A 16,873-nucleotide genomic window follows, 5' to 3' on the forward strand; every position below is an offset into this window, starting at 1 on the left:
CCGAAGTGGCCATGGCGTGGGGCCTCGCTGGGCGGTAGCGGACGATGGAGCTCGGGGGAGAGTCCGGCCCAGAGCGTGAAGCCGAGAGTGTGGAGCCCGGTATCCCGCCAGTTGAACGCCGCCGAGTCCGCTCAATGCCTGCGGTACTCTGGTCATGCCGCGATTGCCGGAAGTTTAGCGACCCGGGCCGGGGCGGCGTGACGTTTTCCCGGTCGGGCCGGGTTCATCCAAGCAGGAGGAGTAATGTCCCAATCATCCCAGTTCAACGCGCCGATTGCAGCAGTCGATCCCGATGTAGCAGCCATTCTCGACGCCGAGCTCGAGCGGCAGCGCGCCTATCTGGAGATGATCGCATCGGAGAATTTCGTGCCACGCGCGGTGTTGCAGGCACAGGGATCGGTGCTGACGAACAAGTACGCGGAAGGTTATCCGGGCCGCCGTTATTACGGGGGTTGCGAGGAAGTTGATCGAGTCGAAGCACTGGCCATTGAGCGCGCAAGATCGTTGTTCAATGCCGAATATGCCAATGTGCAGCCGCATTCCGGTGCCCAGGCCAACGCCGCCGTCTATCATGCTCTGGTCCGCGCCGGGGATACCATCATGGGTCTCGAACTCTCCCACGGCGGCCACCTCACCCACGGCATGAAGGTTAATTTCTCCGGCCGGAATTACAACGTTGCCGCTTACGGTGTTGATCCGCAGACCTACCGTATTGACATGGACCAGGTGCGGCAGCAGGCGCTTCAAGAGCGCCCGAAGCTGATAATCGCCGGTTGGTCCGCGTATCCGCGGCATATCGACTTCGCGGCCTTCCGGGAAATCGCGGATGAAGTCGGAGCCTACCTGTGGACGGATATGGCACATTTCGCCGGCCTGGTGGCTGCTGGATTGCACCCGAGCCCTGTTCCGTATTCGGACGTCGTCTCGACAACGATCCACAAGACCATCGGTGGTCCGCGTTCGGGCATGCTGCTCTCGCGCGACGCCGACGCCCTGGGCAAGAAGCTGAACTCGGCAGTCTTCCCGGGGCAGCAGGGCGGGCCGCTGATGCATGTGATTGCGGCGAAAGCCGTGGCACTGAAACTGGCGGCCGGTGAGGAGTTTAAGCAAACTCAGCAACGGACCCTCGAAGGAGCGCAAATTCTGGCGCAGCGCTTGTTGGCGCGGGACGTGAGCGATGCCGGTATCACCCTTGTCACCGCCGGAACCGATGTCCACCTCGTGTTGGTGGACCTACGCAATGCGGCGATGGATGGAAAGCAGGCGGAGGACCTCTTACACGACGTGGGAATCACGGTCAACCGCAATACCGTTCCGTGGGATCCCCGCCCGGCCTCGGTATCCTCGGGACTGCGTATCGGCACCCCCGCGCTGGCCACACGCGGCTTCGGCGCGGAGGAGTTTGCAGAGGTGGCGGATATTATCGCGACCGCGCTTGCCGCAGGCCCGGCGGCCGATGTTGATGCGTTGCGCAACCGGGTCCGGCGCCTCACCGACGCCTTCCCGCTGTACCCCGGGCTGGACCAGACCGGTGCGGGTGCCCGGTGAGTGCCCAGATCCTTGACGGACGAGCTCTCGCCGCCGTCATAAAAGACGAATTACGCGGCAGGGTGGCGGAGTTGGCGAGGCTTGGGATCACTCCCGGCCTGGGCACGGTGCTGGTGGGGGAGGACCCGGGGTCGGTCTCCTACGTCGCTGGAAAGCACCGGGACTGCCAGGAGATCGGGATCGCGTCATTGCGGGAGGACCTTCCCGCGAGCGCGAGTCCGGCGGACGTTTCCCGCGCGATCGACCGTCTCAATGCAGATCCCGCGTGCACCGGATATATTGTCCAGTTGCCGCTGCCGGATGGGCTGCCCACCCGGCCTCTGATCGAACGCATTGCGCCGGAAAAAGATGCGGATGGTTTGCATCCCACGAATCTGGGACGGCTGGTTCTGGGGACTGGTGGTGCCATCGCATCGCCGTTGCCTTGCACTCCGATAGGCATTGTGGAGCTCTTGGCGCGCAATGGGGTTGAGGTCTCGGGCAAGCGAGTATGCGTGCTCGGGCGCGGCATCACCGTCGGGCGCACCATCGGGCTACTGCTGACCCGGCGTGGGGTGGATGCCACGGTAACGCTGTGCCATACGCGTACTGCCGATATCGCAGCGGAAGCACGTCGAGCCGATGTCGTGATTGCGGCGATGGGGCAGGCACATACGGTCAAACCGGACTGGGTCAAACCGGGCGCCGTAGTGGTGGATGTCGGCGTATCGCGCGTGTACGATCCGCAGCGGAAGCGCTACCGGATTCGCGGCGATGTTGACCCGGCGGTGGCCGATGTTGCGGGATGGATTTCTCCCAACCCCGGCGGGGTGGGGCCGATGACCCGCGTCATGTTGCTCTCCAATGTGGTCGCGATTGCCGAGCAACACGCTGGTTTGAGCTTCTGAGCCGGAACGAGCCTCTGAATGTACTCGTGCGGGCGACGTGCGCCGGTGATACGAGTAGTGAAGCGGCGCACTGCCAGGTGGAACCTGTCCGCGGCCGGAAGCCTGCTACTGAGCTGAATGCCTGCTGTCGGCCCAGACTCCGGCCTCGGGTCGTGTAGCTATTCGGCGACTATGGATCTGCTCCTAGTTTCTCGCTAGACTCCGGTTTTCTCGCGGAGTCGTGCGAGTAACCCGGAGTACATCGGTAGTGGACGTGGAGAATGTAAGTGTCTGCGCGGTATGGTGCGTGCCCCCGAGGTGGAAACAATATGGAGCCGGGTGTCGCAAGTCCGTCCCGTGCCACAAGGATGATTCTTACCGGGCTGACCGAGGCAATGCCCCGGCTGAAGTCCATCTGCCCGCAAAAGCGCCGTCGGTTCCCAGCGGGCCGACCGAGGCCATACCCCAGCTGAAGTCCATCCCGGGCCACAGCGAGGAGCCATTGAGAGGCGGTTGCCGCCTGTAGGCATTAGGCTGGGACGCATGAAGATCGCGACCTGCAATGTCAATGGAATCCGTGCCGCAGTGCGCAAGGGTCTGGCGGCGTGGATTGCCGCTGCCGACCCGGATGTTCTGCTGCTGCAAGAGGTGCGCGCTCCCGACGATCTCGTCGCGCCGTTGATCGGCGAGGGATACCAGGTGATCACCTGGGCCTGCGACATTCGTGGACGCGCCGGCGTTGCCATAGCGGTTCGTGAAGGGATTGAGATCGGCAGAGAGGTGCGGGGGCTGTCCGCCGAGCAACCGCCGGTGGATACGGGCCGCTGGTTGGAAGTGGAGTTGCCGGAGTTCGGCTTGCGGGTGGTATCCGCCTACCTGCATTCGGGCGACGCCGCAAGCCCGGAGAAGATGGCCGCGAAGTATGCCCATCTCGATGCCGTCGACAAGCGGCTGACTGAACTGCTTGGCGATGGAAGTGTGCTGGTGGGTGGAGACTTCAATATCGTGCGTGGCGAGCAGGATATCGCCAATTGGAAACCGAACCACAACCGGCACTCCGGCGTGCTCGATCCGGAGATCGCCTATCTAAATCGATGGTTCGGCGAGTACGGCTATGTGGATGTGCAACGCTTCCTTCTGCCCGACGGGCAGGGACCTTATACGTGGTGGTCGCAGCGTGGCAAGGCATTCGACAACAACACCGGATGGCGGATTGACTACCAGCTGGTCAGCCCCGCATTGGCCGGTGTCGTTGCCCACGCTCGGGTGGACCGTGCGCTTTCCTATCAGGAACGATTTTCCGATCATGCGCCATTCGTTGTCGACTATGCGTTGGAAGCCACGCGCCCCGCATGAATTCTCAGACCCACTGTGAATTCTCAGACCTATAACGGCACGCGATTCCCCGTGCTAAACCATGGCGGCGACTCAGCCCCACGCGGAAGATGAATGGATCTCCGGCCGCTAGCGGGGCTTCGAGCGAAACACCGCTCCGTGTGCATTGTTCCGGAGCAGGTGGCCCGGGCGTTGCGGTATTCGCCCTGTATGGCAACCGTGCCGACTTTTGCGTGCGCGCCTGCCCTGGCGGGAGTGGATATCAACCATCATCGACACGACGGTGTACGACGAGATAGACGCCTGCCCTGGCGGGAGTGGATATCAAGACTCCTGTATGGCAACCGTGCCGACTTTTGCGTGCGCGCTGTGGGTGCGGTGGTGGCCCCAGCAGCGATAGACTGCGCCGGGGCCGGGTGAGTACCGGTTTGTCCACGCTATGCGAACGGAGAAGCAATGACCGACTTCCATGCCATTATTCCCGCCGGCGGCGCAGGCACTCGATTGTGGCCGCTTTCGCGGCAGTCCGCACCGAAGTTTCTGACTGACCTCACCGGTGCGGGACGCACACTCCTTCAAGCAACGATTCATCGCCTCAGTCCAGTGGCGAAGTCGTGCCTGGTGGTTACCGGATCCGCTCACGCGGTGGCGGTAGGGGAGCAGGTACCGCAGGCGGACGTCATGGTCGAACCGTCCGCGCGCGGCACGATGGGGGCAATCGGTCTGGCAGCTGCGGTTCTGCAACAGCGGTACGGCGATGTCGTCGTCGGCTCCTTCGCAGCGGATCACCTTATCCGCGACGAAGATGCGTTTCATCGGGCAGTGCGCTCGGCGTTGGAAGCGGCTGAGAACGGCTACGTTGTCACAATTGGGATAACGCCCGATGAACCGTCCACAGCCTACGGTTATATTCGTGCAGCGGCTGCGATGGGAGAGAGCGCGCAGTCGGTGCTCGCTTTTGTTGAGAAGCCGGATGTGGAAACCGCTACCCGCTATTTGGCCAGCGGCGAATACTTCTGGAATGCGGGAATGTTCATCGCCAAGGCCTCGGTTCTGCTGCAGGCGTTGGAGCATTTTCACCCGGAGATGGCGCGGCCCATCGATGAGTTGGCGAAGGCCTGGGATACTCCGGAGCGCACCGCCGCAATTGAGCGATATTGGGAAGACCTTCCTGCGGCTGTTATCGACCGTGCAATTGCCGAGCCTCTCGCAGCCGAGGGCGGCGTCGCCGTTGTTCCAGCGGAAATGGGATGGTCCGATGTGGGTGACTACTCTTCGTTAGCGGCTGTCATTGCTCCCGCAGAGCTGTCGCATGGGGTTGTTCCCGGCGGTGAGCCGCAGAGGACCTTCATCAGTGACTCACCTGGCGCCTTGGTGTATGCGGGGTCGAAACCGATTGTGGTGGCCGGAGTGCCAGGGGCGGTTGTCGTAGAAGCGGCAGACGTGATATTTGTCACACAACAGTCAGCTGCGCAGGAAGTGAAGCGGATCGTTGACGGCCTCGACGACGCGGGCCTCGGTTATCTGCACTGAGGTTGTTCACGGATTGAAACGGTCATCTGTGCGGGGCTGTTTAGTCGCAGTGCGATAGGGAGAATGCGCATAGACATGGCCTCAACTGTGCGCGGAGCGTGTCAGGTGTGGTGCGTTCAAGGAACTCACGCAAAGAGTTTCAAGCGCTGTGTGGATTGGCTGTGATTCAGGTTCCATACCGCTTCGTAGGTTTTCACGTGTGTCCATTCGTGGGGGAGCGGTTTGCGTCAGACACCGCCCTGAGCAGCGGAAACGCGCTGTTTGTTGCAATTGGCGCAGCGCCGAAAGGCAATTTTTGTTGCAAGATGAGCGAATTGGGTATGAAGTGTCACATTTTTCATGAATTGCCGTGTAGGCTATGTTCACCAGCGCCGAACACGTCGGCGATTTAGGCACACACATCAGGAGAAAAGCGTGAATAAAACGAAGCTTGCGGCAATTTTGGGTGCTGCCGCGCTTGCGCTATCCGCTTGTGGCGGAAACAGCTCGGATAACAAGTCGTCTAACGGAGGTGACGGTGGGAATAAGGCGGGCAGTGATTACACCGCATGTCTCGTTTCTGATGCCGGAGGCTGGAACGACAAGTCCTTCAACCAGTCTGCAAAGGAAGGCTTGGAAAGGGCGGTTGAAGAGCTGGGCGTTGCGGAAAAGACGGCCGAGTCGAAGTCATCGGCCGACTTCCAGCCCAATGTCGACTCCTTGGTCGATAGTGGCTGTGATCTAGTCATCGGTGTGGGCTTCAACCTCAACGATGCGATTTCGCGCGCCGCGAAGAACAATGAGAACGTCAGTTTCGCCCTGATCGATGACCAATTCAAGGACCCGCTCGCCAACGAGCGCGCTCTGGTCTTCAACACGCAGGAAGCTGCTTATCTGGCGGGCTATTCCGCAGCGGCCATGACCAAGACGGGTAAGGTTGCAACCTTCGGTGGTATCCAGATTCCGTCGGTGACGATCTTCATGGACGGCTTCGTTGATGGCGTTGCCCGCTACAACGCGGACCATGGCACGAATGTCGAGGTAAAGGGCTGGGATAAGGAGGCCCAGACAGGTCAGTTCACGAATACCTTTGATGATCAGTCGAAGGGTACTGAGACCGCTCAGCAACTCATTAATCAGGGTGCCGACATCATCATGCCGGTTGCCGGTCCGGTGGGACTGGGTGCCGCCGCAGCTGCGCAGACCGAGGGTGATGTGTTGATCATTGGTGTTGATTCTGACTGGTATGAGTCCGCGCCGAACTACAAGGACATCATCCTGACCTCCGTGCAGAAGGATATCGGCTCCGCAGTCTTCGATACTGTTCAGGCCGGTAGCGAGGGTAACTTCACCGCAGACAACTACCTCGGCACGCTCGAGAATGGTGGCGTGAAGTTGGCCCCGTTCCATGATTTCGAGTCTGAGTTGCCCGAAGGCCTACAGGACGAACTTGATGCGATCCAAGAGGAGATCATCACCGGAAAGACCGTTGTTGAGTCCGACGCGGCCTTCGAAAAGTAATCCGATGCAATAATGTTGGAGCCCGGCCGTTGTGCCGGGCTCCAGCGCCCCAGAGGCTTCCGTGCGCCGAAACGGCTGCGTGGAAGCATTGAAGAAAGGCAGGCGGCAGTTGCGTCTGGAGCTTGTGAACATCACGAAGCGTTTTGGCTCCTTCGTAGCCAATGACAACATCAACCTTGTTGTTGAGCCGGGCGAGATTCACGCACTTTTGGGTGAGAACGGCGCGGGTAAATCGACACTCATGAATGTTCTGTATGGCATCTACCGGCCGGATGGCGGCGAGATCCTACTGGACGACGAACCGGTCTATTTCTCCTCCGCCGGTGATGCGGTGGCGGCAGGCATTGGCATGGTGCACCAGCACTTCATGCTGGTGCCGGTATTCACGGTTGCGGAATCCGTGGCGCTAGGCTACGAACCAGTATCGGGTCCTGGAAGATTGCTCGACTTCCGTGCTGCGCGACGGAAGGTGCGGGAAGTCTCCGAGAGGTTCGGATTCGATCTCGACCCGGATGCATATATCGAAGATCTACCGGTTGGCGTGCAACAGCGAGTCGAGATTGTGAAGGCGCTGTCACGCGATGCGTCTATTCTCGTCCTCGATGAGCCTACTGCGGTGTTGACGCCACAGGAAACTGACGAGTTGATGGATATCATGCGTCAGCTTGCCAGTGAGGGAACCTCGATCATCTTCATCACGCATAAGTTGCGCGAGGTACGCGCGGTGGCGGACAAGATTACCGTTATCCGCCGCGGGCAGGTAGTAGGGAGGCCCAGGCGTCCTCCAGCGAGTCCGAGCTCGCGACGATGATGGTAGGGCGCCCCGTTATGCTGAAGGTCGATAAGCGCCCTGCCCAGCCGACTGATGGCGGGTTGGAACTGCGGGGCGTCTCGCTGCTTTCCCCCACCGGCAACACGCTCTTAGACGATGTGAACCTGGACGTACGTCCAGGTGAGATTGTGGCGGTCGCAGGTGTGCAGGGCAATGGTCAGACCGAATTGGCCGAGGTTCTCCTGGGACTGGAAAGTCCCAACGAGGGCAAGGTACTACTGGATGACCGGGACTTGACCAAAGCGAACGTACGGCAACATCTCAAGGCGGATGTCGGTTTCGTACCGGAGGATCGTTCCACCGATGGCATGATCGGTTCGTTCTCCATCGCTGAAAACCTGATAACCGACCAATACCACGACAAGCAGTTCGCCACCGGTCCATTCATGAAACCACGCGCCATTGCCGAAAATGCAGCAAAGCGTGTTCAGGAATTCGACATCCGTGTTGGTTCAGTGACCGATGCGATTTCTACGCTCTCAGGCGGTAACCAACAGAAAGTGGTTGTTGCGCGCGAGCTCTCGCAGGACCTGCGTCTTCTCGTGGCTAACCAGCCCACACGCGGCGTTGATGTCGGCTCGATTGAGTTCATCCATCAGCGCATTGTTGCTGCGCGTGACGCGGGGGTTCCCGTCCTCGTCGTCTCCTCCGAACTGGATGAGGTATATGCCTTGGCGGATCGGATTGCGGTGATGTATCGCGGGCGCATCGTAGCTGTGGTGCCTCCTGATACACCGCGTGATGTTATGGGCCTGCTGATGGCGGGTGTACCTGAGGAAGAAGCAATGGCTACTGGCGCTAAGGAGGGGGCGAAGTGAGCACGACTCTAGAGACTGATCCTCTGGAAGAGGAGAAGCCTATCGATGAGAATGCCCACGCTGGATTCGGCAGGTGGGTGGAAGCCGCCGTCGCGGTGAGTCTGCGATCAAACTGGCTGGTCTACGTGTTGGCAGTTGTGGTGTCGCTGCTAATTGGTGCGCTGCTGATAATCATCTCCGGCGCGAGCGTGACCGAGGCATACTCTGCCATGTTCCGCGGCGCCATTTATGACTACACAGCGGAGGCATGGCAAGCAAAGTTGGCTCCGCTGACCAAGTCCGTCTACAACGCGGTGCCCTTGATCATCGCCGGTCTGGGCCTTTCGCTCGGGTTCCGCGCCGGCCTGTTCAACATTGGCGGTCAAGGCCAAATCATCTGTGGCGCTATCATGGCGGCTTATCTCGGTTTCGCTTCGCCTTGGGAAGTTTCGGGCTTTGCTCATGTGCTTCTCTGCTTACTGGGCGGTGCTGCCGCCGGTGCACTGTACGGTTGGATTCCCGGTATTCTCAAAGCGAAAACCGGGGCCAACGAGGTCATTGTCACCATCATGCTCAACTCGGTGGCGCTGTTGTTGCTGAACCACCTGCTCTCGCTTTCTCTCTTCCAGGAAGAGGGCTCTTCGAATCCTCGTTCGCCGAACATAGCCGAGAGTGCAGAGCTTCCGTCACTCCTGCCGAGTCCGTTCAGGCTCAACGCAGGTCTGATAATCGCCATCCTGGTGGCGCTATTCGTGTGGTGGTACTTGGAGCGTTCTACATGGGGATTCGAGTTGCGTGCGGTTGGCGCCAACCCCAACGCGGCCCGGGTCGCGGGGATGTCGATTGCGCGTGTAACGGCGTTGACCATGGCGCTATCGGGAGCGTTCTGTGGCTTGGCTGGTGGAGTGCAGGTGACGGGAACGCTCTACTACCTTGACAATGGGGTAGCAGGAAACATGGGCTTCGATGCGATTACGGTGGCGTTGCTGGGGCGGAACAAGCCGGTAGGCACCTTCTTCGCCGGACTCCTCTTCGGCGCTTTCAGCGCCGGTGGTCGCATTATGGACACGCAGGCCGATGTGCCGATCGATATGACTCTTATTCTGGAGGCAGTGATTGTCCTCCTCATCGCGGCACCGCCTTTCCTACGCTGGCTGTTCCATCTGCCCAACGATGGAAAGATGACGATCCGTGAGTATCTGACACTGCAGTCCGAGAAGGCTGCTGCCAACGAGGAGGTCGCGGCATGAGCACCACAATCGACACGGTCTCTCCAGACGTCGCCCCTGTTACCCAACATGAGGTAAAGGCGAAGATCAACTGGAAGATGCCGATCACCTATTTCATCGCATCTGTATTGACGCTGTATCTCATGATTTCTGCCGATGGCGATGCAACGATCAGTTTTAACCGGTCGAAGGCCGATAGTGTCAAGCTGTCGAACTGGGTGGTCGATGCACGCTTAGTCTGTGCGATTGCTTTCGTCGTTTGCCTACTTGTGTGCATTTACTCGGTGTTTCGGGCTGTGACACGGCGGAAGACTGGCGCGGCCCCGGCGGTCCTAGTCGGATTGTTTGCGGTTTTCGCACTATTGGTCTGGTTCGGTGGAGGGTCCGCTGGAACGATCACCTTGACCGCGACACTCGCATCTGCGCTGGCCCTCTCGACGCCGCTGATCTTCGGCTCGCTATCCGGTGTTGTGGCGGAGCGTTCCGGTATCGTCAATATGTCTATCGAAGGCGAGTTGCTGGTGGGTGCATTCGCGGGCATTCTCGTCGCCTCGTGGACGGGTTACGTGTGGCTGGGACTGCTTGCTGCTCCTTTGGCGGGAATGTTGCTGGGTGCGATTCTTGCGGTTTTCGCAGTGAAGTACAACGTGGATCAGATCATTGTCGGTGTTGTGCTGAACGTACTCGCACTTGGATTGACCACGTTCTTCTACTCGACGATCATGACGAAGAACATGGATCTGAATCGTCCCGAGGGCTTGAGTGACTTCAAGATTCCGCTGCTTGGCGATATTCCGATAATCGGTCCGGTGTTGTTCAGGCAGACAGTGCTGACGTACTTCATGTACGTCGTGATCATCGTCCTGACCATTATGCTCTTCCGCTCCCGTTGGGGCCTGCGCATGCGTGCTTGCGGTGAGCATCCCCACGCGGCGGATACGGTAGGTATCAATGTGCAGCGCACTCGCATCAGAAATACGCTATTCAGCGCTGCACTGGCGGGGCTTGGAGGTTCATACTTCACCATAGGAGCCGCGATCGCGCACTCCTTCAACGAGAATATTTCCGCTGGAAACGGATACATCGCCCTAGCCGCCATGATCCTAGGAAAGTGGCACCCGCTAGGTGCGGTGGGTGCATCATTGATGTTTGGATTTGCCAATGCGATCTCGATCCTGCTGCCGAGTCTGCAGGACAGTGCGCCGTCGAACATCATCAACATGATCCCGTACCTGGTAACGGTGCTGGCAGTGGCCGGCTTTGTCGGACGTTCCAGGCCACCGGCGTCGGAGAACGTTCCGTACTACAAGTAAACCGCTGGGCGGACGCAACCTGCGTCTGTGCACGCACTGGAGTATTTGGCTGGCGGGTGTCGGTGATGCCCGCCAGCCAGAGTACAAGCACCAGCGATAGAAGTATCGAATTGACGTGTTTCCGCGGTCTATACGCGACCGCTGAAACACCGGCAGTACCGGGATCACCCGGTGGAGGAATGATGAAAATAACGACTGAGACATGGGCAAAACTGCATGGTCTCGCAGTCGAGGCCATGCAAACTGCATACGCTCCGTATTCCGGCTACCCGGTTGGAGCGGCGGGTATCGCCGAGGATGGCACGTTCTACTCCGGATGCAATATCGAAAATGCGGGCTACGGGGTAACGCTGTGCGCCGAATGCGGGCTGGTCAGCGCATTTGTACGCGGTGGCGGACGGAGGCTTATGGCCGTGGCGTGCGTCAACGGCAATAGTGAGCCCGTTGTTCCGTGCGGTCGCTGTCGGCAGGTACTCTACGAACATGGCGGTCCGGAGATGTTATTGGCGATGCCGGAGGGAATTATGCCAATGAAGGAGGTGCTGCCCTACGGCTTCGGGCAAAAGGATTTGGAAGACGTGGCTACCTCAACATTCACGAGATCTGATGCCAAGGCGGCTGTTGCGGCGGCGCAGGGAGGGAAGCGATGAGTGAGGCCTTTGACGCCGTCGACGTCATTGCGATCAAGCGAGACGGCGAGGTGCTTCAGGATGAGCATATCGACTGGGTTATCGATGCTTATACGCGCGGGGTCGTAACTGACTACCAAATGAGTGCTCTCGCCATGGCGATCTTCCTCAACGGAATGACTCGCCACGAGATCGCGCGCTGGACGGATGCCATGATTCGCTCCGGCGAACGAATGGACTTTTCCGGCCTCCCACGCCCAACCGCTGACAAGCACTCCACCGGGGGCGTGGGCGATAAGATCACCCTCCCTCTGGCGCCGCTCGTTGCCAGTTTCGGCGTGGCGGTACCGCAATTGTCCGGACGCGGGCTCGGCCACACGGGAGGTACCCTCGACAAACTGGAATCCATTCCCGGATGGCGGGCCGGTCTCTCCAACGAGGAGATCTATCGGCAGTTGGGCACCGGCTCGGGAGCGGTGATCTGTGCCGCGGGCGCGGGCCTGGCGCCGGCCGATAAGAAACTCTATGCTCTGCGTGATGCGACGGCCACGGTTGCCTGCGTACCGCTGATTGCGTCATCGATCATGAGCAAGAAGATTGCCGAGGGAACGGGTTCGCTGGTGCTAGATGTAAAGGTGGGATCGGGCGCCTTTATGAAGACCTTGGATAAGGCGCGTGAACTCGCCCGTACTATGGTGGACCTCGGAACCGATGCGGGTACGAACACCGTGGCATTGCTGACCGACATGTCTGTTCCTCTTGGTCTCACGGTGGGAAATGCACTGGAAGTGCGCGAGTCCGTGGAGGTACTTGCCGGTGGAGGACCGGACGACGTCGTCGAACTGACGGTTGCCTTGGCGCGTGAGATGCTTGCTGCTGCGGGCCAACCAGATGCTGATCCTGCTGCAGCGCTGCGTGATGGCCGCGCAATGGACGTGTGGCGCACCATGATCGCAGAGCAGGGCGGTGACCCGGATGCACCATTACCGCAGGCCGCACACACCGAAGACGTGCTGGCCGAGAAGGACGGCATCCTCCAAGACCTTGACGCACTCGCCGTCGGGGTGGCGTCGTGGCGACTGGGTGCGGGTCGTGCGCGCAAGGAGGATCCGGTGCAGGCAGGTGCCGGTGTAGAGATCTTCGCCCGGCCGGGTGACAAGGTCGTACGCGGGCAGAAACTGCTGCGCTTGCATACCGATGAGCCGGAGCGATTTGCCCGTGCGCGTGAGTCCCTCGCGGATACCTTGCATATCTCCGATGAGGCCGTTGCGCCGCGTGCATCGGTCGTGCTGGAGCGAATCGGGCGGGAATAGGATCGCGACGCTGCGCCAGCCACTCGTGACAACCAGCGGGAGGCTGCCTTGGCGGCTAGCGACGAAGCGGCGAGCATCCCGATCACGCATGCCCGCCGTCCAAAAGTGAGCAAACAATGAGCAGAAAGAACAGGAGCAACTGAATGTCACAGTATTCACGTGAGCAAGTCGCCGGCATGGTGGACCATACACTGCTGAAGCCGGAGGCAACGCTAGACGATGTGCGGCGCCTCATCGCGGACGCTAAGGAATTGGGCACCTACTCGGTGTGTATTTCGCCCAGCATGCTGCCGCTGCCCGCTGATATTGATCTCGGCGAGGTGAAGTTGGCGGTTGTCTGCGGCTTCCCGTCGGGCGCACACCGTAGCGAAGTCAAGGCCGCCGAGGCCAAGCAGGCAGTTGCTGACGGTGCCGATGAGGTCGATATGGTGATCAACGTCGGGCACGCCGTTGAAGGCCGCTATGACGCGGTCCAAGCGGACATTGCCGCGGTACGCGAAGCGATCCCGAACGCGGTTCTCAAGGTGATCATCGAGTCTGCGGCGCTGAGCGACGAGCAGATTGTCGCCGTGTGTGAGGCCTCGAAGGCCGCCGGTGCGGATTTCGTGAAGACATCGACAGGATTCCATCCAACCGGTGGTGCGTCCGTGCACGCCGTCGAACTGATGAAGAAGACGGTGGGCGACGATCTCGAGGTTAAGGCCTCCGGTGGTATTCGCGACGGCGCCTTCGCCTCGGAGCTACTCGACGCGGGTGCGACGCGCCTTGGTCTCAGCTCGACCCAGAAGGTTCTTGACACACTCTGAAGCCGTAGGCCTTGTGGTGGCGACCTCCGCGGACGTCACCACAAGCGGCTGAGGTCTCTTCATGCCGCGTGCGGTGGGGTGCCGGTGGTCGAGGGAGAGACGTCGCAGCGTAGGCGTCTAAAGCCGTGTGCGCTGCAGTGGTGCCGTTCGGGCGTGCTGGTGCCGTGCTTCCGGTCGCAGAGCTCGACAGTCTGCCTTCGACGACGAGCCTTCGCCTTGCTTCCTCCAGGGGCGCAGGTGGCGGTGCGCCGTGGTGGAGCGCTGAATCGTGCAGCGGCCGATGGCGTGATTCCGCAACGCAGCAGCTTCGGTGGTGAACCGGTGACCGCCCTTATCTCGAGACTCTCCGGGCGTTCCGCAGTTCTCCGCGAATATCCCGGAGCTTTGGCGAAAACCCGGAGAATCGGTCTTTGTGGTGGTTGCGGGGTCGTCTCGGTGCTGGGCGGATACCCGGAGACTCTGCCGGGGCGCGGGGCGGTACATGAGCACATGGCGAGCATGGAGACCCCACGCGGCAACCTGAATACCGTCATATGAAACCGGGCCCGAATCCAGCAGCGGAAACGGGCCCGGGACGTGTTGAGACGTGCAACTAGTCGAGGCGGAGTGCCTCGGCAACGGCCGCCTTCAGCTCCGCCAGACGGTCGCGGGCCGCAGCCTTAGCGTCATCGAGTGCCTCCGAACCAGCAACCGGAGCAATGACTTCCAGGTAGCACTTGACCTTCGGCTCTGTGCCCGAGGGGCGGATAATGACGCGATCATCGCGGTCGGTATGCCACACGATGGCATTGGTCGGCGGTAGCGACTCCGTTCCGTCCGTCAGATCCTCAACGCTGACAATCGGCGCACCCGCCAACTCGGTCGGTGGCACGCTGCGCACCTTGTCCATTGTCTTGCCGATGATGGAGAGATCATCCACGCGCACGGTGACCGGCCCCGTCAGGTACACGCCGTGCCTCGTGTACAGGCGGTCGAGGTCGCTGACCAGGTCGGAGCCCTCGTCACGGAGCTTCGCGGCCAGGTAGGCCAGCAGCACTCCTGCGGAAAGTCCATCTTTATCGCGCACCGCATTGGGATTCACACAGAAACCGATGGCTTCCTCGTAGCCGAAGGCAAGATGCGGTACACGGGCGATCCACTTGAATCCTGTCAGTGTGGACCGGTAGTCCAGTCCGTGTGCACCGGCGATCCGCTCCAGGAGCCGCGACGAAACAATGGACGATGCCAGCGTACTTCCCGTAGCGGTCTCCGGCGAAGACTCGCGGGCACCTGCCACTTCGGCCATGAAATCGCCGAGCAGGGAACCAATCTCATCACCGGAGAGCTGCCGCCAGCCGCTCGCGGTCGGAACGGCGGCTGAACAGCGATCAGCGTCGGGATCGGAGGCGATAACCAGTTCGGCATTTTCGCGTTCGGCCAGTTCCATCGCCATATCGAGCGCACCCGGCTCCTCGGGATTCGGGAAGGAAACTGTTGGGAAGTCGGGGTCCGGCTCGCACTGCTGCGCAACCTCTATGACATTGGTGAAACCGGCGGCGGAGAACACTCGACGCATGATCTGTGCGCCCACTCCGTGCATCGCCGTGTACACGATCCGAATGTCGCGGGAGTGTTCAGCGGGGACTAATGCGGCACAATCGGCGATGTAGCTGTCAATCAGGTCTTCGCTGATGAATTCGTACCCGTCGGCAAGTAGGATCTCATCGGCCGGGGGAGTGGCGGCGATACAGGCCGCGATATCACTATCGGCCGGGGGAACGAGCTGGACGCCCTGCCCCCATTGATCGGCGCACCGTCCACCGAGGTAGACCTTGTACCCGTTGTCACGGGCCGGGTTGTGCGAAGCCGTTACCATGACGCCGGCATCGGCACCGAGTTTCTGTACCGCATAGGCCAGCAGCGGCGTCGGAAGGGCGCGCGGCATCAGGCGGGCGCGGATGCCTGCCGCCGTCGCAATGGCAGCGGTCTCCTTCGCGAAGATCTGCGAGTTATAGCGTGCATCATATCCGACGACGAGGAGGGCGTCTTCGCCCGCGTGCTCACGCAGATAGGCCATCAGGCCCGCTGCGGCGCGGCGGACGACCGCGCGGTTCATGCGATGCTCACCGCCGCCCATCTCGCCGCGTAGTCCCGCAGTGCCGAAAGCAAGCGGGCCGGAGAAACGATCAGCGAGGTCAGCCTGTGCGGCGTCGTCGCCTCCCTCCGCCTTCGAAAGGAGCTCGGTGAGCTCCCTGCGTGTAACTTCGTCCGGGTCGTGGGCGATCCAGTCGCGAACGTTTTCGTATGTCACAGAATCTCCTTGTCGATGCGTGAAACAATCTGCGCCAGCAGCTGGGAAATGCGTGGTCCTGCTTCCCGGCCGGCCGCAAGCACCTCGGAGTGGTCCAGGGTGCCCGGCGCAAAACCCGCGGCATGATTTGTAACCAATGAAATGCCGAGTACCTCGAGCCCTACGCCGCGCGCAGCGATGGTTTCGAGTGCCGTGGACATTCCAATAAGATCGGCGCCCAGTGTGCGCGCCATACGTACTTCCGCAGGCGTCTCGTAGTGGGGGCCGGGGAACTGGGCGTACACACCCTCCGGCAGCGCGGGATCCACCTCGTGTGCGAGGTTGCGTAGCCGTTGTGCGTAGGCATCGGTGAGATCGACGAAGTTGGCGCCCTCGAGTGGAGAGCACGCGGTCAGGTTCAGGTGATCCTTAATGAGGACGGCAGTCCCCGGCCCCATTCGGGGACGGTCGATCCGCAACCGTTGGTGAGAAGAGCCACCTTAGCCCCGGCTGCTGCGGCTGTGCGTACACCGTGGGCGACGGCGGCTGCACCCTTGCCCTCATAAAAGTGGGTGCGGGCGCCGAGAATCAGGGCGTGGTGCCCGGAGGGAAGCTCAATCGAACTGATCGTACCGGCGTGCCCGGCAACGCCGGAGAATGAGAACCCGGGAACCTCCGTGGCGGGGACCTCGGCGATGGTTGTTCCTATTAGTCCCGCTGCTTCGCCCCATCCGGATCCGAGTGTTAGCGCGATCTCGTGGGTGGAGATTCCGGTCCGTTCGGCGATGAACGCGGCTGCGTGGGCGGCGTCCGTGCTCGCGGTGTGTGAATCCGCTTCATTTTGAGTCATGAATCAACATTACTTCCTAAAACCTCTCGTGTCTCGGGAATCGCTCCGCCTGT

14 protein-coding genes and 1 pseudogene are annotated in these 16,873 nt (G+C 60.8%); 12 read left to right on the plus strand and 3 right to left on the minus strand.

Annotation, left to right across the window (positions count from 1 at the left end; genetic code table 11):
* Positions 1–243: 243 nt before the first annotated feature.
* From glyA to DDD63_RS04510, 12 genes and pseudogenes are all read left to right on the plus strand, one after another.
* Positions 244–1,548, plus strand: a complete 1,305-nt coding sequence (gene glyA, locus DDD63_RS04455; RefSeq protein ID WP_108715358.1) for a serine hydroxymethyltransferase — start codon at positions 244–246, stop codon at positions 1,546–1,548.
* Positions 1,545–2,435 carry a bifunctional methylenetetrahydrofolate dehydrogenase/methenyltetrahydrofolate cyclohydrolase gene (locus tag DDD63_RS04460; RefSeq protein WP_108715359.1) on the plus strand — a complete coding sequence of 297 codons (891 nt, stop codon included), beginning with the start codon at positions 1,545–1,547 and terminating at the stop codon, positions 2,433–2,435. Before glyA ends, DDD63_RS04460 begins: the two co-directional genes overlap by 4 nt.
* Positions 2,436–2,957: 522 nt before the next feature.
* On the plus strand, positions 2,958–3,770 hold the full coding sequence (locus DDD63_RS04465) for an exodeoxyribonuclease III (protein ID WP_108715360.1): 813 nt from the start codon (positions 2,958–2,960) through the stop codon (positions 3,768–3,770).
* Positions 3,771–4,205: 435 nt separating this feature from the next.
* On the plus strand, positions 4,206–5,282 hold the full coding sequence (locus tag DDD63_RS04470) for a mannose-1-phosphate guanylyltransferase (RefSeq protein ID WP_108715361.1): 1,077 nt from the start codon (positions 4,206–4,208) through the stop codon (positions 5,280–5,282).
* A gap of 414 nt (positions 5,283–5,696) precedes the next feature.
* On the plus strand, positions 5,697–6,782 hold the full coding sequence (locus tag DDD63_RS04475) for a BMP family ABC transporter substrate-binding protein (protein WP_240611425.1): 1,086 nt from the start codon (positions 5,697–5,699) through the stop codon (positions 6,780–6,782).
* A 109-nt stretch (positions 6,783–6,891) separates the two neighbouring features.
* Positions 6,892–8,432 (plus strand): annotated as a pseudogene (locus tag DDD63_RS04480) (ABC transporter ATP-binding protein).
* Positions 8,429–9,661: an ABC transporter permease gene (locus DDD63_RS04485; protein ID WP_240611427.1), complete on the plus strand. Its 1,233-nt coding sequence runs from the start codon at positions 8,429–8,431 to the stop codon at positions 9,659–9,661. Before DDD63_RS04480 ends, DDD63_RS04485 begins: the two are co-directional and overlap by 4 nt.
* Positions 9,658–10,953, plus strand: coding sequence for an ABC transporter permease (locus tag DDD63_RS04490; protein WP_108715363.1), 1,296 nt, complete (start codon positions 9,658–9,660; stop codon positions 10,951–10,953). Before DDD63_RS04485 ends, DDD63_RS04490 begins: the two co-directional genes overlap by 4 nt.
* Before the next feature lie 182 nt (positions 10,954–11,135).
* The gene (locus DDD63_RS04495) at positions 11,136–11,603 is read left to right on the plus strand and encodes a cytidine deaminase (protein WP_108716648.1); all 468 of its coding nucleotides are present in this window, start codon (positions 11,136–11,138) and stop codon (positions 11,601–11,603) included.
* Entirely contained in the window at positions 11,600–12,895 is a 1,296-nt protein-coding gene (locus tag DDD63_RS04500) for a thymidine phosphorylase (protein WP_108715364.1), read from the plus strand. The genes DDD63_RS04495 and DDD63_RS04500 overlap by 4 nt, the downstream gene beginning before the upstream one ends.
* Positions 12,896–13,038: 143 nt before the next feature.
* The gene (gene deoC / locus DDD63_RS04505) at positions 13,039–13,701 is read left to right on the plus strand and encodes a deoxyribose-phosphate aldolase (protein ID WP_108715365.1); all 663 of its coding nucleotides are present in this window, start codon (positions 13,039–13,041) and stop codon (positions 13,699–13,701) included.
* A 237-nt stretch (positions 13,702–13,938) separates the two neighbouring features.
* Positions 13,939–14,238, plus strand: a complete 300-nt coding sequence (locus tag DDD63_RS04510; protein WP_125482436.1) for a hypothetical protein — start codon at positions 13,939–13,941, stop codon at positions 14,236–14,238.
* 55 nt (positions 14,239–14,293) lie between these two features.
* Here DDD63_RS04510 and DDD63_RS04515 read toward each other — a convergent pair whose 3' ends face one another.
* Genes DDD63_RS04515 through DDD63_RS12795 form a run of 3 tightly spaced genes read right to left on the minus strand, consistent with a single transcriptional unit; the run spans position 14,294 to position 16,820 of the window.
* Positions 14,294–15,991, minus strand: a complete 1,698-nt coding sequence (locus tag DDD63_RS04515) for a phospho-sugar mutase (protein ID WP_108715367.1) — start codon at positions 15,989–15,991, stop codon at positions 14,294–14,296.
* The gene (locus DDD63_RS12790; protein ID WP_240611428.1) at positions 15,988–16,428 is read right to left on the minus strand and encodes a hypothetical protein; all 441 of its coding nucleotides are present in this window, start codon (positions 16,426–16,428) and stop codon (positions 15,988–15,990) included. Before DDD63_RS12790 ends, DDD63_RS04515 begins: the two co-directional genes overlap by 4 nt.
* Positions 16,389–16,820 carry a hypothetical protein gene (locus tag DDD63_RS12795; protein ID WP_240611429.1) on the minus strand — a complete coding sequence of 144 codons (432 nt, stop codon included), beginning with the start codon at positions 16,818–16,820 and terminating at the stop codon, positions 16,389–16,391. Before DDD63_RS12795 ends, DDD63_RS12790 begins: the two co-directional genes overlap by 40 nt.
* Between the last annotated feature and the right edge of the window lie 53 nt (positions 16,821–16,873).

The sequence above is a fragment of the Actinobaculum sp. 313 genome (genome assembly GCF_003073475.1).
Taxonomy (GTDB): domain Bacteria; phylum Actinomycetota; class Actinomycetes; order Actinomycetales; family Actinomycetaceae; genus Asp313.

Bases quoted from the DNA above. Each gene is read 5' to 3' on its own strand.
- glyA (WP_108715358.1), top strand. From the start codon at position 244: ATGTCCCAATCATCCCAGTTCAACGCGCCGATTGCAGCAGTCGATCCC.
- DDD63_RS04465 (WP_108715360.1), top strand. From the start codon at position 2,958: ATGAAGATCGCGACCTGCAATGTCAATGGAATCCGTGCCGCAGTGCGC.
- DDD63_RS04470 (WP_108715361.1), top strand. From the start codon at position 4,206: ATGACCGACTTCCATGCCATTATTCCCGCCGGCGGCGCAGGCACTCGA.
- DDD63_RS04490 (WP_108715363.1), top strand. From the start codon at position 9,658: ATGAGCACCACAATCGACACGGTCTCTCCAGACGTCGCCCCTGTTACC.
- DDD63_RS04495 (WP_108716648.1), top strand. From the start codon at position 11,136: ATGAAAATAACGACTGAGACATGGGCAAAACTGCATGGTCTCGCAGTC.
- DDD63_RS04500 (WP_108715364.1), top strand. From the start codon at position 11,600: ATGAGTGAGGCCTTTGACGCCGTCGACGTCATTGCGATCAAGCGAGAC.
- deoC (WP_108715365.1), top strand. From the start codon at position 13,039: ATGTCACAGTATTCACGTGAGCAAGTCGCCGGCATGGTGGACCATACA.
- DDD63_RS12790 (WP_240611428.1), bottom strand. From the start codon at position 16,428: ATGGGGCCGGGGACTGCCGTCCTCATTAAGGATCACCTGAACCTGACC.
- DDD63_RS12795 (WP_240611429.1), bottom strand. From the start codon at position 16,820: ATGACTCAAAATGAAGCGGATTCACACACCGCGAGCACGGACGCCGCC.